This is a genomic window from Mesorhizobium sp. URHB0026, assembly GCF_054059755.1.
This window is the reverse complement of record NZ_JBSSCN010000001.1, coordinates 1,241,098-1,265,749: the sequence shown is the minus strand read 5'-3', so window position 1 is coordinate 1,265,749 and position 24,652 is coordinate 1,241,098. Positions and strand designations below refer to the sequence as shown.

Below are 24,652 nucleotides of genomic sequence, written 5' to 3'. Positions count from 1 at the left end.
GGAAGGTCAGACGAACCGCATCGGCGCGCCGATCCCGACCCGGCCGGGCCGGTCGACGGTGCAGTAGACGCCGAGATTGTGGGCGTTGTGGCGGACCAGATTGCGCAGGATGCCCGGATCATCGTCGAAACCATCCTGGGCGATGATGGTGAAGCCGCAGCGGCGGCACGGCTCGGAGATGGTCAGGACGAGGTCGCCGATGGCGAGCTTCTTGCCGATCCATTCGGTTTCGGGAAACGAGCCGTCGACCGAGGCCATGTCGACGACGATGTTGGGACGGAAACGGCGCGGATCGGCGGCCCCCTCCGGATGGAGCGCCTTCAGCCGTGCCAGCGAGGCCGTGGTCAGGAGATGGATCGGCGCCTTGCGGTAGCGCTCCGCGGTCAGCGGCCCGGCGTAGCCGGCCGCGCTCTCCCCCCGGAACGGTCGGATCGACGCGCCGAAGCCGAGATAGGCCGACACGGCGCGGTCGCATTCGGCGCCGGGTGCGGCAAGCCAGTCGCCATCGGGAACGGCTATTTCCAGTTCGCTGTCGCGGCCCAGCCGGGTGCGGATGCGAGGCACCTTGTGCCACTTGGCGTCACGATCGGGCCGGGCGATCTCATTGTCCGAGACATCGACGAGACCGAACAGGCGATCGCCCTCGATGCCAACCGGTCCAACCAGGATGGTGTCCCGGCGCTCGCCGGCGAGCGAACTTGCCGGATAGCGCCACAACTGGGTGACGGTGCCCAATGCCGCGTCTTCCCGCATCAGCCCCTCTTGTTCTGCCTGTTGGCAACGAGGTCGTCGACCACGGCCGGATCGGCAAGCGTCGAGGTGTCGCCGAGCGCGGAAAAATCATCCTCGGCGATCTTGCGCAGGATGCGGCGCATGATCTTGCCCGAACGCGTCTTGGGCAGGCCGGGCGCGAACTGGATCTTGTCAGGCGTGGCGATGGCGCCGATCTCCTTGCGGACATGGGCGACAAGCTCCTTGCGCAGATCTTCGCTCGGCTGCTCGCCGGCCATCAGGGTGACGTAGCAATAGATGCCTTGACCCTTGATATCATGGGGATAGCCGACGACGGCGGCCTCGGAAACCTTGTCATGGCTGACCAGGGCCGATTCGACCTCGGCCGTGCCCATGCGGTGGCCGGAGACGTTGATGACGTCATCGACGCGGCCGGTGATCCAGTAGTAGCCATCGGCGTCGCGGCGGCAGCCGTCCCCGGTGAAGTATTTTCCTTTGTAAGCGGAGAAATAGGTCTGCACGAAACGGTCGTGGTCGCCATAGACGGTGCGCATCTGGCCGGGCCAGGAATCGGTGATGCAGAGGTTGCCGTCAGCCGCACCTTCCACCACCTTGCCCTCGCTATCGACCAACTCCGGCTTGATGCCGAAGAAGGGCCGTGTCGCCGAGCCTGCCTTGAGGTCGGTGGCGCCCGGCAGCGGCGTGATCAGGATGCCGCCGGTCTCGGTCTGCCACCACGTATCGACAATCGGGACCCTGCCGTCGCCGACGACGTTGAAATACCACTCCCAGGCTTCCGGGTTGATCGGCTCGCCGACCGAGCCCAGCACGCGCAGCGACTTGCGAGAGGTCTTCTTCACATGCGCGTCGCCGGCACCCATCAACGCGCGCAGCGCCGTGGGCGCGGTGTAGAAGATGTTGACCTTGTGCTTGTCGATGACTTCCCAGAAGCGCGACTGAGAGGGGTAGTTCGGCACACCTTCGAACATCAGCGTGGTGGCGCCGTTGGCGAGCGGCCCGTAGACGATGTAGCTGTGGCCGGTCACCCAGCCGACATCGGCGGTGCACCAATAGACGTCGCCGTCATGATAGTCGAAGACATATTGGTGCGTCATGGAGACATAGACGAGGTAGCCGGCGGTGGTATGCAGCACGCCTTTCGGCTTGCCGGTCGAGCCCGACGTGTAGAGGATGAAGAGCGGATCCTCCGCCTTCATCTTCTCCGGCTTGCAATCAGACTTAACCGTCGCGACTTCGTCGTGATACCAGACATCGCGTCCCGGCGCCCAGCCGATCTTGCCGCCGGTGCGGCGCACGACCACGACGGTCTTGACCTTGACATGGTGCTTGGCGGCGATGTCGATCGCCTTGTCGGTGTTTTCCTTGAGCGGGATGGGCTTGCCGCCGCGCAGGCCCTCATCGGCGGTGATGACGAAGGTCGATTCGCAATCGACGATGCGGCCGGCCAAGGCATCCGGTGAAAAGCCGCCGAAGACGACCGAATGGATAGCGCCGATACGCGTGCAGGCCAGCATCGCATAAGCCGCTTCCGGGATCATCGGCATGTAGATGGTGACGCGGTCGCCTTTCTTGACGCCGTGCTTCTTCATCACATTGGCGAGCCGGCAGACGTGCCCGTAGAGTTCGGTGTAGGTGATTTTCTTGTCGTCGTAGGGGTTGTCGCCTTCCCAGATGATGGCGGTCTGGTCGCCGCGCTTCTTCAGGTGGCGGTCGATGCAATTGTACGAGACATTGGTCTGGCCATCCTCGAACCACTTGATCGAGACCTTGCCGTCGAAGGAGGTGTTCTTGACCTTGGAGAAAGGCTTGAACCAGTCGATGCGCTTGCCGTGCTTGCTCCAGAACTTGTCCGCGTTCTTCATGCTGTCGGCATACCATTTGAGGTAGGTGTCATTGTCGATCAGGGCGTTCTTCTTCCACGCCGGCTGGACGCGATGGACATGAACCTCGGACATTCTTGGCTTTCCTCCCGAACCAGTCCGCCGGCTTGAAACGCCCGCGGGATCGCAGCTACGCAGCCGCGAATTCGGCGGCATTATTACCAGTTCCGTCGCGACGGCAACATTAGACGTTGGATTCGCGCGGCGGGATGCCGCAGGGGCGCTTTTCGAAACTGTCAGCACTCAACGATGTTCGCTGCTAACCGCATGTTTTCGCGGGAAAAGTACCCTTTAGCATCAACAAAAATCAATAGACAGTTAAGTAACGGCGCGCACAATTGGCGGCTGGGAGGAAAGGAGAATCAACCAGGGGACCGCCCAAGGGGACCATAATGCGCGACCATCTTGAAATGGACCTGATGCTCAAAGGCTACGGCCTGACCACGGCCAAGATTCTTTATCATTTTCCCGACCACCCGCATCTCCTGCAGAGCTTCGTCTGGCAGGACTACGACATCGCTCCGAAGTTTCCGGTGTTGATCCGGTTCATCGAATTCTGGAAAGCCAAACTCGACGGGCCACTGCATTCGGTGGTCTACACGCACCAGAAGCTGATCGCGCCGAATGAATGGCGCAAGGTGGATGGCGAGTTCGTGCTGCATTGAGATGGCAAGACGGCGATGGCTGTTTAGGCAGGCGCCGTCCAGCGACTTAGCCTGTTAGCGGCCGCATCATCAAACCGCCGGCGGGTTCAGCCGGGCGAAGCCTTCCTGACGTCGATAGGGGAAGTACGGATAGGGCGCGGTGACTTCGCTTGCCTCATCGAGTTTCTTCACCTGCTCCGGCGTCAGCGTCCAGCCGACGGCGCCGAGGTTCTGGCGCAGTTGCTCCTCGTTGCGGGCGCCGATGATGACGGAGGAAACGGTCGGGCGCCGCAGCAGCCAGTTGATGGCGATCTGCGGAACCATCTTGCCGGTTTCCTGCGCCACCGCGTCGAGCTCATCCATGACCCGATAGAGATGCTCGTCCCCAACCGGCGGCCCGAAATCAGCCGTCTCGTGCAACCTGCTCTTTTCCGGCAGAGGCTGGCCACGGCGGATCTTGCCGGTCAGGCGGCCCCAGCCAAGCGGGCTCCACACCAGCGCGCCGACGCCCTGGTCGAGGGCGAGCGGCATCAGCTCCCATTCGTAGTCGCGGCCGAGCAACGAATAGTAGACCTGATGCGCGGCATAGCGTGGATAGCCGTGCTTCTCCGCCAGGCCGAGCGACTTCATCACTTGCCAGCCGGAGAAGTTGGAGGCGCCGACATAGCGCAGCTTGCCGGAGCGAACGAGGTCATCCAGCGTCGACAGCACCTCCTCGATCGGCGTGCCGGCATCGAAGGCGTGCAGTTGCAGCAGGTCGATATAGTCGGTGCCGAGGCGCTTCAGCGCGGCGTCGACCGACTTGATCAGCCGCGAGCGCGAGGAGCCGTAGTCGCCCGGCCCGTCGCCCATCGGCAGCGCCGTCTTGGTCGAGATCAGCACCGCGTCGCGACGGCCCTTGATCGCTTCGCCGAGCACCTCCTCCGAGGCGCCGTTCGAATAGACGTCGGCGGTGTCGAACAGGTTGACGCCGGCCTCGAGACAGATGTCGATCAGCCGCCGCGCTTCCTGCGCGTCGCTGTTGCCCCAGGCGCCGAACAGCGGGCCGGAGCCACCGAAGGTGCCCGCGCCGAATGAAAGCACCGGGACTTTCAGGCCCGATGCGCCGAGACGTCGATAGTCCATTTTCTTGCTCCTGGTGGTTTGTGAAGAGGTCGGACGATACGGATGTCGGCTGGCGTCACGACCGGACGGAGACAGGCGCACCTGATGTGGTGCCACCATCAAGGCGCAGCGCCAGTCCGGCCACGGCGAGTGCCGCGAGCGGCAACAGGGCGGCGACCCAGGTGAGCGAACCCAATCCAAGGCCATGGGCGATGACCGCGCCGCCAAGCCAGGCGCCGGCCGCATTGCCGAGATTGAAGGCGGCGATGTTGAACGATGAGGCCAGGCTCTGGCCGGCGCCTTGCGCCTTTTCCAGCACCCACATCTGCAGCGGCGCCACTGTGGCGAAGGCGGCGGCACCGAGCAGACCGACATAGATCACGGCCATGACCTGGCTGTGGATGGCGAAGCTCATCGTGGCAAGCACCAGCGCCAGCACCACGAGGCTGCCGAGCACCGCCGGCACCAGCCAGCGATCGGCGACCTTGCCGCCGGCGAGATTGCCGGCGATGAGGCCGCCGCCAAAGACGAGCAGGATCGGCGATACGGCGGCTTCGCTGAAGCCACTGATCTCGGTGAGCAACGGGGCGATATAGGTGAAGACGGCAGACACGCCGGCATAGCCGAGCACCGTGGTGGCGAGGCCGAGCAGGACGGGCGTGCGGCGAAGCACGGCGAGATCGGTGCGCAGATCGCTCTTCTCCGGCGCTGCCTGGCCGCGCGGCACCAGGGCCAGGATGACGGCGAAGGCCGCGAGGCCGACGGCGGTCACCGCCCAGAAGGTCGCACGCCAGCCAAAGGCCTGGCCGAGCCAGGTGCCAAAGGGCACGCCCAAGATGTTGGCGACGGTCAGGCCGGTGAACATCAGCGCGATCGCCGAAGCCTTCCTGTTGGGCGCGACCAGACCAGTGGCGACGACCGAGCCGACGCCGAAGAAGGTGCCATGGGCGAAGGCGGTGATGATGCGGGCACCCATCAGTGTCCAGTAATCGGGCGCCAGCGCACAGGCGAGGTTGCCGATCGTGAAGATCGCCATCAGCGCAAGCAGCACGGTTTTGCGCGGCCAGTTGCCTGTGGCGATGGTCAACACGGGTGCACCGATGACGACACCGAGCGCATAAGCCGAGATCAATTGGCCGGCGGCGGAGATCGACACGCCGAGGTCTTTGCTGACATCGATGAGCAGGCCCATGATGACGAATTCGGTAACACCGATGCCAAAAGCACCGGCGGCGAGGGCATAAAGAGCAAGAGGCATGGCGATGGTCCCATCTGTCGGCAATGGAACGCTCAGTTCGCGCCCCGGCCCGGAAGATCGTGATCCGCCATGTTGTGAACCAGACTTGCCCAAGGCATACTTCTTGTGAAATAGATTCACAGATGGCCAGGCCCGAAATCAACCGTTCCGGCGAGATCGAAGTCTTCGTGCGCGTCGTCGAGGCGGGCAGTTTTTCGGCCGCGGCGCGGCGGTTGCGGATGACGCCATCGGCGGTGAGCAAGCTGATAGCGCGGCTCGAAACCCGGCTTGGGGCGCGGCTTGTCAGCCGCTCGACGCGCAAACTCCAGCTCACGCCGGAAGGGACAGCGTTCTACGACAGCGGCGTGCGCGTGCTCGCCGACATGGATAAGGCCGAGCGAGAAGCCGCGGCACGAGCCGCGCCGCGCGGCAGGCTGAGGGTTAACAGCTACGTGCCGTTCGGCCAACACCGGCTGATGGACCTGCTGCCGCGCTTTCTGGAGCGCTATCCCGAAATTTTCGTCGAGGCTGTGCTGACCGACAGCGTGATCGACCTGCTGGAAGAGCGGGCCGACGTCGCGATCCGCGCCGGGCCGCTGCGCGAATCGAGGCTGGTGGCGCGCAAGCTCGGTCAAAGCCGAATGGTGGTGGTCGCGGCACCTTCCTATCTCGAAGCACACGGCACGCCGCGCACGCTGTCCGATCTCGGGCGTCACAACATGCTCGCTTTCGGTTTCGCGCGGCATATCGACGGCTGGCCCTTTATCGATACGGCAGGCGCGCCGGTGATCACCCCGGTTGTCGGAAACCTGACATTGACCGATGGCGAGGCGATGCGCCAAACGACCGTCGCCGGGGCCGGCATTGCCCGACTGGCGCGCTGGCATGTCGAGCCCGACATTGCCGCCGGCCGGCTGGTGCCGCTGCTGGAAGATTTCAACCCCGGCGACGAAGAGCCGACGCATGCCGTCTATGTCGGCCAGGGCAAACACCTGCCGGCACGTGTGCGGGCTTTTCTCGACTTTCTTGCCGAGACCGTTCGGCTGTAGTCGAAGCCGCGCGTCGATGCGACGCGCGGCGTTGCAAAGGACTGGCTTGCCAGCGGTACGAGCTATGCCTTCGGCACGAAAGGCGCCGGACGACGGCCGGCGCCCTGGCGTTCGACCATCCAGCCGGGATATTCGGCGGGTAGTGCGCTCACTTCGTCAAGCTTGGCGAGATCGTCGGCATCGAGCTTGAGGCTGGTGGCGGCAAGGTTCTGCTCGAGCTGGTCCATGCGGCTGGCGCCGATGATCACGCTCATCACGAAAGGCTTGGCCAGGACATAGCCGAGCGCCACGGTCGCGACGCCGACATCATGCTTCTCGGCGACCTCGCGCATGACGGCGACCGCCGCCCAGGCACGCTCCTCGTTGACCGGCGGGAAGTTGAAGGACGCGCGGCGGCCCTCGCCATTGCCCGGCGCGCCGGGCCCGTATTTGCCGGAAAGCAGCCCGCCGGCCATCGGCGACCACACCATCAGGCCGAGCTTCTCCTCGTTGATCAGCGGCACGATCTCGCGTTCGAGGTCGCGGCCGGCGATCGAATAATAGGACTGGATGGTTTCGAAGCGGGCAAAGCCGTTGCGGTCAGCGATGCCGAGCGCCTTGGCGATGCGCCAGGCCTGCCAGTTGGAGACACCGACATAGCGGACTTTGCCGCTGGAGACGAGATCATCAAGTGCCCGCAGTGTCTCGTCGATCGGCGTCACCGCGTCGGTGCCGTGCAACTGATAGAGATCGATATGGTCGAGCTGCAGCCGCTCCAAGCTGGCGTCGACCGAATCCATGATGTGGCCGCGCGAGGAGCCGCGCTGGTTTGGTCCCTCACCCATGGCGCCGTGGACCTTGGTGGCGATGACCGCGTTTGACCGGGCAACACCGAGGTCCCTAAGCGACTGACCAAGCAGGCGTTCGGACTCACCGACGGAATAGACGTCGGCCGTGTCGAAGAAGTTGACGCCGACGGCGATCGAGCGGCCGACGATCTCGTTGACGCCCTTCTGGTCGAGGCTGGCGATCAGGCCCCATTGGGCATTTTGGCCGGCGGCGCCGAAGGTCATGGTGCCGAGGCAAAGTTCGGAGACGAATAACCCCGTGTTTCCAAGCTGATTGTAACGCATCGTGAGACTCCAGGAGGATGTGTGGTGACATCAAAGCAAATAGGAACGGTACGTTTCGTTTCAAGCGCTGGTATAGCGCTGGTATAATGGCGCTTGTGGATCAGGCCCAGCGATATGCCATGGCGAAAATGGCGCGCTCCGGGCAGATAGGGACGCTTAGACGGCCCAGGGGTTGAGCACCGTCAAGCCAATGTCTTCAAAGTCGGCGACATTGCGAGTCACCAGAATGAGATCATGGTTGCCGCGATGAGCGTGTCAGCGCTGCCTCGTGTTCGGCCGGCGGTGATGCGGCCCCAAGTGAGTGCCACATCTTCCGTGACAGCAAGAATACGGTTGGCGTTGTCATGCCGAAGCTCCCGTAGCCAGAGATCGAGGCGTGCCGCCTTTCCGGGGTCGACCTTGCCCAGCTTGACGATCCCACGCTCGATCTCACCAAGGGTAATGACGCTGAGGTTCACTGATGTTGGATCCACCGAAGCCAGCCATTCAGTCGGCCTGGGTTGCTGCCTCCGCAGATCGGAAATGATGTTCGTGTCGAGCAGATACATCAGAGATCGACGTTCCGGATCATCGTTTCCGGACGCCGGTTGACCTCCTCGGCGAAATCATCGTCCCAAACCGGACCTGTCAAAAGATATTCGGCCAAGGATTTCTTCTTTCCAGCCAGGCGGTCGTAATCCTCGGCGGAGAGTACCACCGCGGCACGCTCGCCGCGCAGCGTTACCGTCTGCGGTCCCTCGCTGCGCGCGCGTTGGACCAGCTTGGAGAAATTGTTTTTTGCGTCCTGAAGGTGCCAGTTCATGGAATGCTCCTAGCTAGCCTGGCTAGATATAGAATTGACGCATGACGCGGCAAGCTTGAAATTCGGGCTACCGGCTTCCAAAAATCGCCGAACCCACCCTGACGCTGGTGGCGCCAAAGGCGATCGCGGTCTCGTAGTCGCCGGACATGCCCATCGACAGCTTGGCGACACCGGCTTCCTCGCCGAGTTTCTCCAACAAGGCGAAGTGGGGGCCGGGGTTCTCGTCCGCCGGCGGGATGCACATCAGGCCTTCGATGCCGAGGCCGTGCACTTCCCGGCAGCGTCTGACGAAGGCGACCGCCTCGCGCGGTTCGATGCCGGCTTTCTGCGGTTCGGAACCGGTGTTCACCTGGACATAGAGTTTTGGCCCACGGCCTTGCCGGATAATTTCCTTGGCGAGCTCCACGGCGATCTTGTCGCGGTCAACCGTCTCGATGACCTCGAACAGCGCCACCGCTTCCTTCGCCTTGTTCGACTGCAGCGGGCCGATCAGGTGCAGTTCGATGTCGGGGAAAGCTTCCTTCAGGTCAGGCCATTTGCCTTGCGCTTCCTGCACGCGGTTTTCGCCGAAGACGCGCTGGCCGGCCTCGATGACCGGGCCTATGTCGGCGGCGTCGAAGGTCTTGGAGACCGCCACCAGCGTCACCGCGCCGGCTTCACGGCCCGCCTCCCGCTCGGCGGCGGCGATCTTCGCCTTGACCGTGAAAAACTGCTGAACGGTGTCGCCCATATGCAAATCCCGCTGTTTTGACCCGCGTTTTGTGTCAGCCGCGATGTCCATATGGTTGACGGGTTTGCCAAACCATGGTGAACACCCGGACCACATTTCATGAACTGCCGGGCTCTTGCCCGCAGTCCGCATGCTTTTAAGTGAAAAACGTCCCATGGCAACCGAACGATACAACCCGCGCGCGTCAGAACCCAAATGGCAGAAGGCCTGGGCCGAGAAGAAGCTTTTCGGAGCGCACAATGACGATCCGCGCCCGAAATACTACGTGCTGGAAATGTTCCCCTATCCGTCGGGTCGCATCCATATCGGCCATACCCGCAATTACACGATGGGCGACGTGGTGGCCCGCTACAAGCGCGCCAAGGGTTTCAACGTGCTGCACCCGATGGGCTGGGACGCCTTCGGCATGCCGGCTGAGAACGCCGCGATGCAGAACAAGGTGCATCCCAAGGAATGGACCTACCAGAACATCGCCGCCATGCGCGAGCAGCTCAAGGTGATGGGCCTGTCGCTGGACTGGGCGCGCGAATTCGCCACCTGCGACGTCGACTACTACCACCGCCAGCAGATGCTGTTCCTCGACTTCGTCGAGAAGGGGCTGGTGACGCGCAAATCCTCCAAGGTCAACTGGGATCCGGAGGACATGACGGTGCTCGCCAACGAGCAGGTCATCGACGGGCGCGGCTGGCGCTCCGGCGCGCTGGTGGAACAGCGCGAGCTGACGCAATGGTTCTTCAAGATCACCGACTTTGCCCAGGACTTGCTGGATTCGTTGGACGGTCTCCACGAGTGGCCCGAAAAAGTGAAGCTGATGCAGCAGAACTGGATCGGCCGTTCGGAAGGCCTGCTGATCCGCTGGCCGCTGGCCTCGGAAATCGCCGGCGAGCATGAGCTGGAAGTCTACACGACAAGGCCCGACACCATTTTCGGTGCCTCGTTCATGGCAATCGCCGCCGATCATCCGCTGGCCAAGAAGGCCGCGGAGACCAATCCGGCCTTGGCGAAGTTCATCGACGAAGTACGCCATATGGGCACTTCGGTGGCGGCGCTCGAGACGGCCGAGAAGAAAGGCTTCGACACCGGCATCCGCGTCGTCCATCCTTTCGACGATAGTTGGATGCTGCCTGTCTACGTCGCCAATTTCGTGCTGATGGAATACGGCACCGGCGCCATCTTCGGTTGCCCGGCGCATGACCAGCGCGACCTCGATTTCGCCAACAAATACGGCCTGCCGGTGGTGCCAGTGGTGATGCCTGACGGAGCCGATCCCAAGACGTTCCAGATCGTCGACGAGGCCTATGTCGACGATGGCGCGATGATCAATTCGCGCTTCCTCGACGGCATGCCGCCGGACAGCGCTTTCAATGAAGTCGCCAGGCTGCTGGAGCAAAAGACCATCGGCAACCGGCCGATGGCCGAGCGCAAGGTGAATTTCCGCCTGCGCGACTGGGGCATTTCGCGCCAGCGCTACTGGGGCTGCCCGATCCCGATGATCCATTGCGAGGATTGCGGTGTGGTGCCGGTGCCGAAGGCCGATCTGCCGGTCAAGCTGCCCGACGATGTCGATTTCGACCGGCCAGGCAATCCGCTCGACCGTCACCCGACCTGGCGGCATGTGAAGTGCCCGCAATGCGGCAAGGACGCGCGGCGCGAAACCGACACGATGGATACGTTCGTGGATTCGTCCTGGTATTTCGCCCGCTTCACCGCGCCCTGGGCGCATGAGCCGACCGATCCCAAGGCAGCGAACGAGTGGCTGGCGGTCGACCAATATATTGGCGGCATCGAGCATGCGATCCTGCATCTGCTCTATTCGCGCTTCTTCACCCGCGCCATGCGCGAGACCGGCCATGTTGCCTTGGCCGAGCCGTTCAAGGGCCTGTTCACGCAAGGCATGGTGGTCCACGAAACCTACCGTGTCGGCTCGGCGTCGAATGGGCGCTGGCTGGCGCCGACCGAGGTGCGTCTGGAAGACGTCGACGGCAAGCGCCGCGCCATCGACGTCGCCACCGGCGAGGCGGTCACCATCGGGCCGCTCGAGAAGATGTCGAAGTCGAAGAAGAACACGGTGAGCCCGGAAGACATCACCGATGGCTACGGCGCCGACACGGCGCGCTGGTTCATGCTGTCGGATTCGCCGCCCGAGCGCGATGTCGAGTGGACCGACGACGGTGCCGCCGGCGCGCATCGTTTCATGCAGCGCATCTGGCGGTTGGTGTCGACGGCGGCCGAGACGCTGGCAGGGGTCACGCCCAAGGCGGCCAATGATGGCGAGGCCGGGGCGGTTTCCAAGGCCGCGCACAAGATCCTGAAGGCGGTTGGCGAAGACATCGAGAAGCTCGCCTTCAACCGCGCCATTGCTCGCATCTATGAACTGGCCAACGCGCTGACAGCCCCGCTAAACGAAGTGGCGGAAGGCAAGGCCGTTCCGGCGCTGAAAAGCGCCTGCCGCGAGGCCGTGGAGATCATGGTGCATCTGATCGCGCCCGTGATGCCGCACCTGGCTGAAGAGTGCTGGGAGACGCTGGGCGGCGTCGATCTGGTGGCCGAACGGCCCTGGCCGGCTTTCGATCCGGCGCTGGTCTTGGACAACGAAGTCACCTATCCGGTGCAGGTCAACGGCAAGAAGCGGGGGGATTTGACAATTGCCCGCGACGCGGACCAAGGTGCGGTCGAAAAAGCGGTCTTGGCTCTCGACTTCGTGCAGAAAGCACTTGAAGGTAAGGCTCCGCGCAAGGTGATCATCGTGCCGCAGAGGATCGTCAATGTCGTTGCCTGACCGGGAAAAGACAGAGCTGGGCCGTCTGCTGCGCCGCATCGCGCTTGCCGGCCTCGTCGGCTCGCTGGCGTTCATTTCGGCCTGCCAGGTGCGGCCGCTCTATTCGAGCGCGCCGTTGTCGACGGGCTCGACCGCCAATGCCGAGATGGCATCGATCGCCGTCAAGCCGGTCCGGACGCGCTATGCCCAGCAGGTGCGTAACAATCTGATCTTCGGGTTCGGGCGCGGCGCCGGCGAGCCCGCCTCGCCGCTTTATTCGCTCGACCTCGGCGTGACCGAAGGCGTTGAATCCTCGGCGCTGGTACAGAATGGAACCGATCAAGACGAGCCGACGGCTGGGTCGGTGACACTGACCGCGGGCTACACACTGACCGATGCGAAAACCGGCGCGGTGATCGCCGTCGGCAAGCGGGCGATCACCTCGTCCTTCGACAGGCCGCGTCAGGAGTTCGCCTCCTACCGGGCGCAGATCGACGCCGAGAACCGCGCCGCGCGCGAGCTGGCTGAAGCCCTGCAGCTGTCGATCGCCCAGGATCTGGCCCGGCACGGCAAGGCGGCCAGCTAGCACGGTCGCCGTCTCAAAAGAGGGCCGAACGCCATCTCTCATTCTCTCGATATCCCTATCCTGTGTCAGGGCGATGGAAACGCGCCGGCAGCCGGGCTTTGGTGCCATGCGAAGCCTGACCGCGGGTTTTCACGTGGCCAGGGTTAGCCCGCTTTCCAGCCAAGCGCTTCGCCGCGAAAGATGTGCCTCGATCGCTCCAGCGACGCTGACAGGAAGCAACTGTTAACCACTCGCTCCCTATTGCTCGGCAGTCGTTTCACAGTGAGTCTTGAGCATGGAAGCCAGGCGTTTTTCTCGGATCAATTCGTTGCACACAGCTGCGCCCGATGACCCCCAAGGAGAGCGTTCCGGCGGCCCGCGCGGCAAGGTCGACGTCCGCCAGTCCGGCGCTTCTTTCCCGCAGGGTGGCGACACCGAAAGCCCTGCCTGGCAAGAGTATTTTTTCCTTGCACCCAATGTGCGTTTTACACGCACGCCGGACTATGAGCCAAAGCACCGCCAACCGCAGGACGAAGTTGCCTGGCAGGACGACCCGCAGGCGCTCCCGACGCAGCAGGTCGGGCCTGGCGTCGTTATGCATCGCGGACCGGCACCGGCCGGGTCCGCTCAGCCGGCGCGTAGCGGGGAGACGGCGAAAGGCGTTGCGCCGTCGGCTCTAAAGGCGCCAGCAACGGCACGAGCGGCCACGCGCCCGGCGCCCGTTGTCGGGAATGGCGCGCCGGTCAAAGCAGCCCCCGCTGAAAAAGCCCGGCGGCCCTATCTTTCGGATCATGCTTTCTTCGAGGGCTTGGCGCCGCTTCTGGTCGACGTGACGCCGGCCCGCCAAGTCAGCCCGGTCCCACGTGTACCGGTCCCGGCTCCGCTGGTTGCCGCCGTGCGGGCCGGTGACTCCGGACCGGCGGTGGCCGATGTCACCGCCTTGTTCCGTGTCATCGAGTGCCTTCCTGGCCAGGTTCCACCCACCCTGCCGGACGTCTTTCCGGCTAACTCCAACAAGGTCGTGGTCGAGCCGTCCGTCCCGGCAGGCAGAGCCGCCCGGCTGGCTCGGACAACGGCCGCGACGGCGCCTGCCGCAGCCAGCGCCGCCCGGGCGCCATTTGCGCAACGTGTGGAGGAAACCAATCTCGCCGTGCGTCCGTCGCTGCCCATGGCTGGCAAGGTTGTGCAGCCGGTGACGGGCGAAGGCTACGAGCTTCCCTCGGAGGAGCTGCTGCAGCAGCCGCCGGAAGGGCAGGGCTTCTACATGTCGCAGGAGCGGCTCGAGCAGAATGCAGATCTCCTGGAAAGCGTGCTGGAGGATTTCGGCGTGCGAGGCGAGATCATCCATGTTCGCCCTGGTCCGGTCGTTACCCTCTATGAGTTCGAGCCGGCGCCCGGCGTCAAATCCTCCCGTGTCATTGGTCTCGCCGACGATATCGCGCGCTCCATGTCGGCGGTCTCGGCGCGCGTCGCCGTGGTGCCCGGCCGCAACGTCATCGGCATCGAGCTGCCGAACGAGACCCGCGAGACCGTCTATTTCCGTGAACTGATCGAATCGCAGGGCTTCCGCAAGACCAGCTGCAAGCTGGCGCTTTGCCTTGGCAAGACGATCGGCGGCGAACCTGTCATCGCCGAGCTGGCCAAGATGCCGCATCTGCTTGTCGCCGGCACCACGGGATCCGGCAAGTCGGTCGCCATCAACACCATGATCCTGTCGCTGCTCTACCGGCTGAAACCGGAAGAATGCCGGCTGATCATGGTCGACCCGAAGATGCTCGAACTGTCGGTCTATGACGGTATCCCGCACCTTCTGACCCCCGTCGTCACCGATCCCAAGAAGGCGGTCACCGCGCTCAAATGGGCTGTGCGCGAGATGGAGGACCGCTATCGCAAAATGGCGCGGCTCGGCGTGCGCAACATCGACGGCTACAACGAGCGCGCCGCCACCGCCCGCGACAAGGGCGAGACGGTCGTCATGACCGTGCAGGCCGGCTTCGAGAAGGGCACCGGCGAGCCGTTGTTCGAACAGCAGGAGATCGACCTCGCGCCGATGCCCTATATCGTCGTCATCGTCGACGAGATGGCCGACCTGATGATGGTCGCCGGCAAGGAGATCGAAGGCGCCATCCAACGCCTGGCGCAGATGGCGCGCGCCGCCGGCATCCACCTGATCATGGCCACGCAGCGGCCTTCCGTCGACGTCATCACCGGCACTATCAAGGCCAACTTCCCGACCCGAATCTCATTCCAGGTCACCTCCAAGATCGACAGCCGCACCATTTTGGGCGAGCAGGGTGCCGAGCAGCTGCTCGGCCAGGGCGACATGCTGCACATGATGGGCGGCGGGCGCATCGCCCGCGTGCACGGCCCCTTCGTGTCCGACGCAGAGGTCGAGCATGTCGTGGCGCATCTGAAGGCGCAGGGCCGCCCGGAATATCTGGAGACCGTTACGGCCGACGAGGATGAAGAGGAAGAGGAAGACGACCAGGGAGCGGTCTTCGACAAGGGAGCCGTTGCCGCGGAGGAGGGCGATTCCAGCTATGACGAGGCGGTCAAGGTGGTGTTGCGCGACAAGAAATGTTCGACGTCCTACATCCAGCGCCGCCTCGGCATAGGCTACAACCGCGCCGCTTCACTGGTCGAGCGGATGGAGAAGGAAGGTCTGGTCGGCGCACCGAACCATGTCGGCAAGCGCGAGATCATGGCAGGCAAACGCCAGCCGGCGGCCGTGCCTGACACTGACGACGCGGATTGAGCGGAGGCTGTCATGACGCCAACAAAAAGGCCGGTTGCCCGGCCTTTTTCATTGGAGCTGAATAGTCTCAGCCGATTTTCTGGCCGGTCTTGGCCCAGTCGGCGGTGAACTGCTCCAGACCCTTGTCCGTAAGCGGGTGCTTCACCAATGCCTTCAGTGTCGCCGGCGGTGCGGTCACGACGTCGGCGCCGATGAGCGCCGCCTGCTTGATATGGTTCACCGTGCGCACCGAGGCGACAAGGATCTCGGTCTGGAAATCGTAATTGTCGTAGATCTGGCGGATCTCCTGGATCAGTTCCATGCCGTCCGCGCCGGTATCGTCGACGCGGCCGACGAAAGGCGAGATGAAGGATGCGCCGGCCTTGGCCGCGAGCAGCGCCTGATTGGCCGAGAAGCACAGCGTGACATTGACCATTCGGTTCATCTCGGTGCGGATCGTCTTGCAGGCTCTCAAGCCGTCCAGCGTCAGCGGCACCTTGATGCACACATTGGGCGCGATCTTGGACAGCACCTCGGCCTCGGCCATCATCTGCTTGTACTCGCTCGCCACGACTTCCGCCGAGACCGGACCTTTGACGATGTCGCAGATCTGCTTGGTGACCTCGGCGATCTTGCCGCCGGATTTCAGGATCAGCGACGGATTGGTGGTGACGCCATCGAGCAGCCCCAGATCGTTCAGCTCACGGATATCCTTGACGTCGGCGGTGTCGACAAAAAATTTCATGGCGGGTCTCCTGACGATTTCGTCGTGCTTGGGAAGGCACGTTCAGCCTTGCTCTTTGATCTAGACCAAAGTCGGGGCAAGGTCACGCCTCATGATCGAAGATTCGCCCTTTGTCGCAGCCGCACCGGTGCTGGTGCCGATGCCGGCCGAACGCCCCTACACTTATGCCGTGCCGGCCGGCATGCGGGTGGTGCCGGGCTCGATCGTGCGCGTGCCGCTTGGGCCGCGCCAGGTCGCCGGCATCGTCTGGGACGGCGTGGTCGAGCAGGTCGATGCCAGGAAATTGCGCCCGATCGAACAGGTTTTCGACTGTCCGCCGATCGACCGCGCCATGCGCCGCTTCGTCGACTGGGTGGCGCAATACACGCTGTCGGCGCCGGGCATGGTGGCGCGCATGCTGTTGCGTGCGCCGGAAGCTTTCGATCCCGAACCCTGGATCGAAGGGCTGCAGCGGACACTCGTCATGCCGGATCGGATGACCGATGCGAGGACGCGGGTGCTGGAGACAGCCGAAGGAGGGCTTGCCTGGACGCGCTCGGGGCTGGCGCACGCCGCCGGCGTGTCGTCGACCGTAATCGAGGGGCTGAAAGCGCAAGGCGTGTTCGAAACGGTGATGATCCCGCCGCGCCCTGTGGTGGCCGCACCCGACCCAAGCTATGCCCTGCCGGACCTGATGCCGGACCAGAACGACGCCGCGTCGATGCTGCGCGCCAATGTCGCGGCCGGCGCGTTCAATGTCTCGCTGCTCGATGGTGTTACCGGTTCGGGCAAGACCGAGGTCTATTTCGAGGCGGTGGCCGCCGCGCTCGATCAGGGCAAACAGGTGCTGATCCTGCTGCCGGAAATCGCGCTGACGCATGCTTTCCTCGAACGGTTCCAGGGGCGCTTTGGCGCCAAGCCAGCCGAGTGGCATTCCGACCTGCCGCCCAGGATGCGCGAAAAAGTCTGGCGGCAAGTGGCGGAAGGGGGCGTGCGTGTCGTCGCCGGCGCGCGCTCGGCGCTCTTCCTGCCGTTCAAGCAGCTCGGCCTGATCGTCGTCGACGAGGAGCACGACCCGGCCTACAAGCAGGAAGACCGCGTTTTCTACAATGCGCGCGACATGGCTGTCGTGCGCGGCCATATTGGCGGCTTTCCCGTCGTGCTGGCGTCGGCAACGCCTTCGGTCGAGAGCCGGGTCAACGCCAGCCAGGGCCGCTATGCCAGGGCTGTGCTTTCCGCCCGCTTCGCCGAGGCGGCACTTCCCGATCTCAAGTCGATCGACATGCGCCGCGCGCCGCCGGCGCGTGGCGGCTTCCTGTCGCCGATGCTGATCGACCATATGCGCAAGACGCTGGAGAAGAAGGAGCAATCGCTGCTGTTCCTCAACCGGCGGGGCTATGCGCCGCTGACGCTATGCCGGGTCTGTGGCCACCGTTTCGGCTGCCCGGTGTGCTCGGCCTGGCTGGTCGAACACCGCTTTCGCGGCCAGTTGGTGTGTCATCACTGCGGTCACAATGAGCGCCGGCCGGAAGCCTGCCCCGAATGCGGCACGCTCGACCATCTGGTCGCTTGCGGGCCGGGGGTGGAGCGCATCGCCGAAGAGGTCGTCACGCATTTCCCGGACGCGCGCACCATCGTGCTGTCGTCGGATATCATGGGGGGTGTACGGCGGTTGCGGCTGGAACTGGAGGCTATCGCCAATGGCGAGGCCGATATCGTCATCGGCACGCAACTGGTCGCCAAGGGTCACAATTTCCCGAACATGACGCTGGTCGGCGTCGTCGATGCCGACCTAGGCCTTGCCAATGGCGATCCGCGTGCCGCCGAGCGCACCTTCCAGCTGCTCAGCCAGGTGACCGGCCGTGCCGGCCGCACCGGCAAGAAGAGCCTTGGCCTGCTGCAGACCTTCCAGCCCGACCATCCGGTGATGCGGGCGATCGTCTCCGGCGATGCCGAGTCTTTCTACCAGCGCGAGATTTCAGAGCGCGAACGCGCTGCCTTGCCGCCCTTCGGCCGGCTGGCAGGCGTCATCGTCAGCGCGGTGACGCGGGCGGAAGCGGAAGCCCATGCACGCGGCCTGCGCCGCTCCGCACCGGAGGCGCCGGATCTGTTCGTGCTCGGGCCTGCGGAAGCGCCATTATCGTTGCTCGGCGGTCGCCACCGCTTCCGCCTGCTGATCCAGGGCGAACGGCGCGCCGACATGCAGGGGTTCATCCGCACCATGCTGGCCAACGGGCCGAAACAGCGCGGCTCGGTTCGGGTGCAGGTCGACATCGACCCGCAGAGCTTTTTGTAGGAACACAAATTCAGCTCCAGCTGTCACGACGAGAGAAACGGAAGATCTGATGAAAACCTTAGGCCTGCTCGGCGGCATGAGTTGGGAATCGACCGCCATCTACTACCGCCTGCTCAACGAGATCGTGCGCGAGCGGCTGGGCGGCCTGCATTCGGCGAGGCTGCTGCTCTGGTCGTTCGATTTCGCCGAGATTGCCGAACGGCAGCATGATGGCGACTGGGACGGTGCCGGCGCGCTGCTGATCGATGCCGCGCACAAACTTGAGGCCGGCGGTGCGGAGGGCCTGCTTCTGTGCACCAACACCATGCACAGACTGGCCGACCAGGTGCAGGCGGCTGTGTCGATCCCGCTCATCCATATCGCCGACGCAACCGCGGCCACGGTCAGGCGGGCCGGCCTTCGGCGGCCAGCGCTGCTGGCAACGCGGTTCACCATGGAGCAGGACTTCTACAAGGGCCGGCTTGCCGACAAATACGGCCTGTCGCCAGTGGTGCCAGATTCGGCCGGGCGCGACATGGTGCATCGCGTCATCTACGAAGAACTCTGTCAGGGCATCGTCACAGAAGCCTCGAAGGCGGCCTATGTCGCCGAGGCAAACCGCTTGCGCCGCGACGAAGCCGCCGACAGCCTGATCATGGGCTGCACCGAGATCACCATGCTCATCGGCCAGGAGGATTTCGACATTCCGGTTTTCGACACGACGCGCATCCATGCCGAGGCGGCGGTGGAATTCGCACTGGGTTGATGCGCGCCTCCTAAAGTGGCTGAAGCCATCTGGCGCCGGGTCTTTCCTTCGCTAGAATGTCGGCGATTTTCAAAACAGGCATTTCGAGGGGACACGATGGATTTTGCGCTTCCATGGCCGACGAGCCAGGGCGAATGGCTGGCCTGGTCGAGCGCGGTCTTCACCGTGCTGCTCGGCCTTCTGTTTTTCCTGGCGCCGGGGCTGGCGTTCCGTATCCTGCGCCTGCAGGCGAAACCCGAGAAGGCGGCGGCGATCGCCGAGGGGCGCGGCCGCATGTCGGGCTTTTATCTCGGAGTCGGCCTGTGCTGCATCCTGCTCGCGCAGCCGCTGGTCTACATGGCGCTCGGATTTTCATGGCTGTTCACCGCCTTCGGCCGGCTGCTGTCGATGATGTCCGATGGCGCCAATACACCTTTCAATTGGATTTCCATTGTGGTGGAATTGGCGCTCGCGGCCTTGCCGCTCGCCTTTGCCTTCGGCTTTGTGCCCTGAATCCTGGGGTATTCAGGCGCGCGGGACGCTGATCTTTCGCCGGATGCGACAATAGTGCCTGAAAACCATGCGGAACGACGCATTGCGGTCTTAAAATGCCTGTGCTAGACGGCAATCGACTTTCGGCCGGGGATAGCGGAAGCCGCGCCTCCGTGCTTGAAAAAATGCAGTAAGGTCAAAGATTTAGCCAGAGTTTTTGCTCGCGCCAACAATCTGCGGCCTGTCAGACAAGAGAAAAGACGGTCCGTGGCTCAATCGTCATCGCCAATCTCAGGTGTCGCAGAACGCTATGCCGGTTCGCTGTTCGAACTGGCATCGCAGGCAAATTCCGTCGCCAAGGTCGAGGCCGATCTCACCAGTTTCGAGGCCATGCTCGCGGGCAGTGGCGACCTCACCCGGCTGATCAACAGCCCGGTATTCTCCAGCGAGGACCAGGCCAAGGCCATCGGGGCGATCGCCGACAGGGCCGGCATCATCGGTCTGACCGGCAATTTCCTGCGCGTCGTCGCCAAGAACCGCCGCCTGTTCGCGGTGCCCGGCATGATCAAGGCATTCCGCCAGATCGCCGCTGAGCACCGTGGCGAGGCTGCCGCCGAGGTGACGTCGGCTCATGAGCTGACCGCGGCCCAGCAGACCGAACTCAAGGCCGCGCTGAAGGGCGTTGCCGGCAAGGACGTGGCCATTTCCGTCACCGTCGATCCATCGCTGCTCGGCGGGTTGGTGGTCAAGATGGGCTCGCGCCAGATCGATACGTCGCTCAAAACCAAACTCAATTCGCTCAAGCTTGCACTGAAAGAGGTCGGCTGATGGACATCCGCGCCGCGGAAATTTCCGCAATTCTGAAAGATCAGATCAAGAATTTCGGCAAGGAGGCCGAGGTCTCCGAAGTCGGACAGGTGCTGTCCGTCGGTGACGGTATCGCCCGCGTCTATGGCCTCGACAATGTCCAGGCCGGCGAAATGGTCGAATTCCCAGGCGGCATCCGCGGCATGGCGCTCAACCTCGAAGCCGACAATGTCGGCGTCGTCATCTTCGGCGCCGACCGCGACATCAAGGAAGGCGACATCGTCAAGCGCACCGGCGCCATCGTCGACGTTCCTGTCGGCCCCGGCCTGCTCGGCCGCGTCGTCGACGCGCTTGGCAACCCGATCGACGGCAAGGGCCCGATCAAAGCGACCGAACGCAAGCGCGTCGACGTCAAGGCACCAGGCATCATTCCGCGCAAATCGGTCAACGAGCCGATGTCAACCGGCCTCAAGGCCATTGACGCCCTGATCCCGGTCGGCCGCGGCCAGCGCGAGCTGGTCATCGGTGACCGCCAGACCGGCAAGACCGCCATCATCCTCGACACGATGCTCAACCAGAAGTCGGTGCACGATAACGGCCCGGAAAAGGAAAAGCTCTACTGCGTCTACGTCGCCGTCGGCCAGAAGCGTTCGACCGTCGCGCAGTTCGTCAAGGTTCTGGAAGAGCGCGGCGCGCTCGAATACTCGATCATCATCGCCGCTACCGCTTCCGACCCGGCGCCGATGCAGTTCCTGGCGCCGTTCGCCGGCTGCACCATGGGCGAATATTTCCGCGACAACGGCATGCATGCGCTGATCAGCTATGATGATCTGTCGAAGCAGGCCGTCGCTTATCGCCAGATGTCGTTGTTGCTGCGCCGCCCGCCAGGCCGCGAAGCCTATCCCGGCGACGTCTTCTACCTGCACTCGCGCTTGCTCGAGCGCGCCGCGAAGCTCAACGACGATCTGGGCGGCGGATCGCTGACCGCCCTGCCGATCATCGAGACGCAGGCCAACGACGTGTCGGCCTATATCCCGACCAATGTGATCTCGATCACCGACGGCCAGATCTTCCTCGAAACCAACCTGTTCTTCCAGGGCATCCGTCCGGCCGTCAACGTCGGCCTCTCGGTCAGCCGCGTCGGCTCGGCCGCGCAGATCAAGGCGATGAAGCAGGTTGCCGGTTCGATCAAGGGCGAGCTCGCGCAGTACCGCGAAATGGCGGCCTTCGCGCAGTTCGGCTCGGATCTCGATGCCGCCACGCAGCGCCTGCTCAACCGCGGATCGCGCCTGACCGAACTCCTGAAGCAGCCGCAGTTCTCGCCGCTGAAGACGGAAGAGCAGGTCGCGGTGATCTTCGCCGGCGTCAACGGCTATCTCGACAAGCTGCCGGTCAACCAGGTCGGCAAGTTCGAGCACGGCCTGCTCAGCCACATGCGTGCGGCGGGCAAGGACGTTCTCGACGCCATCCGCAAGGAAAAGGCGCTTTCGGACGATCTGCGCGCCAAGCTCAGGGCCGAGATCGACGCCTTCGCCAAGACCTTCGCCTGAGCGAAGCGCCAGTCCGGATGAGACAAGACGGGATCAGGTTTGAAGCATGCCTTCATTAAAAGACCTTCGTAACCGTATCGCCTCGGTCAAGGCGACGCAGAAGATCACCAAGGCGATGCAGATGGTCGCCGCGGCGAAGCTGCGCCGTGCGCAAGAGGCGGCGGAAGCGGCGCGCCCCTATTCGGAGCGCATGGGTTCCGTGCTGGCCAACATCACCCAAGCGATCGGCGGTGGCGGCGATGCCCCGGCGCTGATGACGGGCACCGGCAAGGACGCCGTGCATCTGCTCGTGGTCTGCACCGCCGAGCGCGGCCTGTGCGGCGGTTTCAATTCGCAGATCGCCCGTCTTGCCCGCGATCACATCCGCCGGCTTCTGGCCGATGGCAAGCAGGTCAAGATCATCTGCGTCGGCAAGAAGGGTTTCGACATCCTGCGCCGCGACTATGCATCGATGATCATCGACCGCGTCGATCTGCGCGAGGTCAAGACGCTCGGCTTCGTCAATGCCGACGCGATCGCCAAGAAGGTCATTCATCTGTTCAACGAGGGCGCCTTCGACATCTGCACGCTGTTCTATTCGCAGTTCAAGTCGGTGATCAGCCAGATCCCGACCGCGCAGCAGATCATCCCGGCCGGCGTCGCTTCGGCTCCGGCCGCGGCGGTGGATGGCGGCAGCGCCGTCTATGAATATGAGCCGGAGCCGGGCGAAATCCTCTCCGACCTCATCCCGCGCAACATCTCCGTGCAGGTTTTCCGGGCGCTGCTCGAAAACGCCGCCGGCGAAATGGGCGCCAAGATGAGCGCCATGGACAATGCGACGCGCAACGCCGGCGAGATGATCAACAAGCTGTCGATCACCTACAACCGCCAGCGGCAGGCGCAGATCACCAAGGAACTGATCGAAATTATTTCGGGCGCCGAGGCGCTCTAGGCGCGGTCCGCGGGTGACTTTCCCGCGAACCGGACCGCGTGAGAAACAAAGGACGAAAAGGGTAAAGACGATGGCGAAAGCAGCGACCCCCCAGAAGGCAACTCCGAAGACGGCAGCCCCCAAGGCAGCAGCCCCCGTGAAGGCGGCCAGGGCTCCGGCGGCGGCGGCAAAAGCTGCTCCGGCCAAGGCAGCAGCAGCGCCGGCCAAGGCCGTGGTTGCCAAGACGCAGGCCGTGGTCACGAAAGCCACCGGCGTTGTCGGCAGGGTTCGGCAGGTCATCGGCGCCGTTGTCGACGTGCAATTCGGCGATCACCTGCCGGCGATCCTGAACGCGCTCGAGACGACCAATGTCGGCAACCGCCTGGTGCTCGAAGTTGCCCAGCATCTGGGTGAAAACACCGTGCGCTGCATCGCGATGGACTCCACCGAAGGTCTGGTGCGCGGCCAGGAAGTGCGCGACACCGGCGCTCCGATCACCGTGCCGGTCGGCCCGGGCATGCTCGGCCGCATCATCAACGTCATCGGGGAACCGGTCGACGAAGAAGGCCCGGTCGACGCAATCGAAATGCGCTCGATCCATCAGCCGGCGCCGACCTATGTCGAGCAGTCGACGGAAGCCCAGATCCTGATCACCGGCATCAAGGTGCTCGACCTCTTGGCGCCCTATGCCAAGGGCGGCAAGATCGGCCTGTTCGGCGGCGCCGGCGTCGGCAAGACCGTGCTGATCCAGGAACTGATCAACAACATCGCCAAGGCGCATGGCGGCTACTCGGTGTTCGCCGGCGTCGGCGAGCGCACCCGCGAAGGCAACGATCTCTATCACGAGTTCATCGAATCCGGCGTCAACAAGAAGGGCGGCGGCGAAGGCTCCAAGGCAGCGCTGGTGTACGGCCAGATGAACGAGCCGCCGGGCGCGCGCGCCCGTGTCGGCCTGACCGGCTTGACGGTCGCCGAATATTTCCGCGACCAGGGCCAGGACGTGCTGTTCTTCGTCGACAACATCTTCCGCTTCACGCAGGCGGGTTCCGAAGTGTCGGCGCTGCTCGGCCGCATCCCGTCGGCCGTGGGCTACCAGCCGACGCTCGCCACCGACATGGGCGCGCTTCAGGAACGCATCACCACCACCACCAAGGGCTCGATCACCTCGGTGCAGGCGATCTACGTGCCGGCCGACGACTTGACCGATCCGGCACCGGCGACCTCGTTCGCTCACCTTGACGCGACGACGACGCTCAACCGTTCGATCGCCGAGAAGGGCATCTATCCGGCCGTCGATCCGCTGGACTCGACTTCGCGCATGCTCGACCCGCTGGTCGTCGGCGACGAGCATTATGGCGTCGCCCGCCAGGTGCAGTCGATCCTCCAGCGCTACAAGTCGCTGCAGGACATCATCGCCATCCTCGGCATGGATGAGCTCTCGGAAGAGGACAAGCAGACGGTGGCCCGCGCCCGCAAGATCGAGCGCTTCCTGTCACAGCCCTTCTTCGTCGCCGAAGTGTTCACCGGCGCGCCTGGCAAGCTCGTCGACCTCGCCGACACCATCAAGGGCTTCAAGGGCCTCTGCAACGGCGACTACGACCACCTGCCGGAAGCCGCCTTCTACATGGTCGGCGGCATCGAGGAAGCGGTCGACAAGGCACAGCGCCTCGCGGCAGAAGCGGCGTAAATCAAGCGAATAGGGAGTAGTGGGCAGCGAGAAGAGAATAGCGGCGTGACCTGGGCGTTTCGTGCTCCCATCACTATCGACTACTCACTATTCC

Annotated in this window: 20 protein-coding genes and 1 pseudogene; 12 read left to right on the top strand and 9 right to left on the bottom strand. The window is 63.9% G+C overall.

Annotated features, from left to right (window positions below):
- Window positions 1-6: 6 nt before the first annotated feature.
- Together ACVWWD_RS06380 and acs are read right to left on the bottom strand one after the other, a co-directional pair.
- Window positions 7-753 (bottom strand): MOSC domain-containing protein, encoded by a 747-nt coding sequence (locus tag ACVWWD_RS06380; RefSeq protein ID WP_457102962.1) that lies wholly within the window; start codon window positions 751-753, stop codon window positions 7-9.
- Window positions 753-2,708, bottom strand: coding sequence for an acetate--CoA ligase (acs, locus tag ACVWWD_RS06375; RefSeq protein ID WP_352548801.1), 1,956 nt, complete (start codon window positions 2,706-2,708; stop codon window positions 753-755). Before acs ends, ACVWWD_RS06380 begins: the two co-directional genes overlap by 1 nt.
- 317 nt (window positions 2,709-3,025) lie before the next feature.
- On the opposite strand from acs, the gene ACVWWD_RS06370 reads away from it, so the two are divergent.
- The gene (locus ACVWWD_RS06370) at window positions 3,026-3,298 is read left to right on the top strand and encodes an usg protein (RefSeq protein ID WP_023784217.1); all 273 of its coding nucleotides are present in this window, start codon (window positions 3,026-3,028) and stop codon (window positions 3,296-3,298) included.
- Between the two features lie 69 nt (window positions 3,299-3,367).
- Here ACVWWD_RS06370 and ACVWWD_RS06365 read toward each other — a convergent pair whose 3' ends face one another.
- Both ACVWWD_RS06365 and ACVWWD_RS06360 read right to left on the bottom strand, forming a co-directional pair.
- Entirely contained in the window at window positions 3,368-4,402 is a 1,035-nt protein-coding gene (locus tag ACVWWD_RS06365) for an aldo/keto reductase (protein WP_352548804.1), read from the bottom strand.
- A gap of 55 nt (window positions 4,403-4,457) precedes the next feature.
- Window positions 4,458-5,639, bottom strand: a complete 1,182-nt coding sequence (locus ACVWWD_RS06360; protein WP_352548806.1) for an MFS transporter — start codon at window positions 5,637-5,639, stop codon at window positions 4,458-4,460.
- Between the two features lie 122 nt (window positions 5,640-5,761).
- Here ACVWWD_RS06360 and ACVWWD_RS06355 point away from each other — a divergent pair, with 122 nt between their 5' ends.
- Window positions 5,762-6,667, top strand: a complete 906-nt coding sequence (locus ACVWWD_RS06355; RefSeq protein WP_352548808.1) for a LysR family transcriptional regulator — start codon at window positions 5,762-5,764, stop codon at window positions 6,665-6,667.
- 62 nt (window positions 6,668-6,729) lie between these two features.
- On the opposite strand, the gene ACVWWD_RS06350 is transcribed toward ACVWWD_RS06355, so the two are convergent.
- From ACVWWD_RS06350 to ACVWWD_RS06335, 4 genes and pseudogenes are all read right to left on the bottom strand, one after another.
- Window positions 6,730-7,779 (bottom strand): aldo/keto reductase, encoded by a 1,050-nt coding sequence (locus tag ACVWWD_RS06350; protein WP_352548810.1) that lies wholly within the window; start codon window positions 7,777-7,779, stop codon window positions 6,730-6,732.
- 156 nt (window positions 7,780-7,935) lie between these two features.
- Window positions 7,936-8,327 (bottom strand): annotated as a pseudogene (locus tag ACVWWD_RS06345) (PIN domain-containing protein).
- Window positions 8,327-8,581: a type II toxin-antitoxin system Phd/YefM family antitoxin gene (locus ACVWWD_RS06340; protein ID WP_023771771.1), complete on the bottom strand. Its 255-nt coding sequence runs from the start codon at window positions 8,579-8,581 to the stop codon at window positions 8,327-8,329. The pseudogene ACVWWD_RS06345 and the gene ACVWWD_RS06340 overlap by 1 nt, the downstream one beginning before the upstream one ends.
- A 67-nt stretch (window positions 8,582-8,648) precedes the next feature.
- Entirely contained in the window at window positions 8,649-9,311 is a 663-nt protein-coding gene (locus tag ACVWWD_RS06335; RefSeq protein ID WP_352548814.1) for a YggS family pyridoxal phosphate-dependent enzyme, read from the bottom strand.
- 154 nt (window positions 9,312-9,465) lie between these two features.
- Between ACVWWD_RS06335 and leuS the strand changes: the two genes are divergently transcribed.
- From leuS to ACVWWD_RS06320, 3 genes are all read left to right on the top strand, one after another.
- On the top strand, window positions 9,466-12,090 hold the full coding sequence (gene leuS, locus ACVWWD_RS06330; RefSeq protein ID WP_457102961.1) for a leucine--tRNA ligase: 2,625 nt from the start codon (window positions 9,466-9,468) through the stop codon (window positions 12,088-12,090).
- Window positions 12,077-12,655, top strand: coding sequence for an LPS assembly lipoprotein LptE (gene lptE / locus ACVWWD_RS06325; protein ID WP_023771768.1), 579 nt, complete (start codon window positions 12,077-12,079; stop codon window positions 12,653-12,655). Before leuS ends, lptE begins: the two co-directional genes overlap by 14 nt.
- A gap of 274 nt (window positions 12,656-12,929) precedes the next feature.
- Window positions 12,930-15,389, top strand: a complete 2,460-nt coding sequence (locus tag ACVWWD_RS06320; protein ID WP_352548819.1) for a DNA translocase FtsK — start codon at window positions 12,930-12,932, stop codon at window positions 15,387-15,389.
- 67 nt (window positions 15,390-15,456) lie between these two features.
- On the opposite strand, the gene fsa is transcribed toward ACVWWD_RS06320, so the two are convergent.
- Window positions 15,457-16,113: a fructose-6-phosphate aldolase gene (gene fsa, locus ACVWWD_RS06315; RefSeq protein ID WP_023771766.1), complete on the bottom strand. Its 657-nt coding sequence runs from the start codon at window positions 16,111-16,113 to the stop codon at window positions 15,457-15,459.
- Between the two features lie 91 nt (window positions 16,114-16,204).
- On the opposite strand from fsa, the gene ACVWWD_RS06310 reads away from it, so the two are divergent.
- From ACVWWD_RS06310 to atpD, 7 genes are all read left to right on the top strand, one after another.
- A complete protein-coding gene (locus ACVWWD_RS06310; protein WP_352548820.1) occupies window positions 16,205-18,388 on the top strand; it encodes a primosomal protein N' in 2,184 nt (727 codons plus the stop codon).
- A gap of 49 nt (window positions 18,389-18,437) precedes the next feature.
- Window positions 18,438-19,133, top strand: a complete 696-nt coding sequence (locus tag ACVWWD_RS06305; RefSeq protein ID WP_457102960.1) for an aspartate/glutamate racemase family protein — start codon at window positions 18,438-18,440, stop codon at window positions 19,131-19,133.
- 96 nt (window positions 19,134-19,229) lie between these two features.
- On the top strand, window positions 19,230-19,625 hold the full coding sequence (locus ACVWWD_RS06300) for an AGROH133_08824 family phage infection protein (RefSeq protein WP_023771764.1): 396 nt from the start codon (window positions 19,230-19,232) through the stop codon (window positions 19,623-19,625).
- A 246-nt stretch (window positions 19,626-19,871) separates the two neighbouring features.
- Complete coding sequence (locus ACVWWD_RS06295) at window positions 19,872-20,432, top strand: F0F1 ATP synthase subunit delta (RefSeq protein WP_023771763.1); 561 nt, start codon at window positions 19,872-19,874, stop codon at window positions 20,430-20,432.
- Entirely contained in the window at window positions 20,432-21,961 is a 1,530-nt protein-coding gene (atpA, locus tag ACVWWD_RS06290; protein WP_352548825.1) for a F0F1 ATP synthase subunit alpha, read from the top strand. The genes ACVWWD_RS06295 and atpA overlap by 1 nt, the downstream gene beginning before the upstream one ends.
- A gap of 46 nt (window positions 21,962-22,007) precedes the next feature.
- Window positions 22,008-22,892, top strand: a complete 885-nt coding sequence (locus tag ACVWWD_RS06285) for a F0F1 ATP synthase subunit gamma (RefSeq protein ID WP_023771762.1) — start codon at window positions 22,008-22,010, stop codon at window positions 22,890-22,892.
- Between the two features lie 70 nt (window positions 22,893-22,962).
- The gene (gene atpD, locus ACVWWD_RS06280; protein WP_352548827.1) at window positions 22,963-24,558 is read left to right on the top strand and encodes a F0F1 ATP synthase subunit beta; all 1,596 of its coding nucleotides are present in this window, start codon (window positions 22,963-22,965) and stop codon (window positions 24,556-24,558) included.
- Window positions 24,559-24,652: the final 94 nt, after the last annotated feature.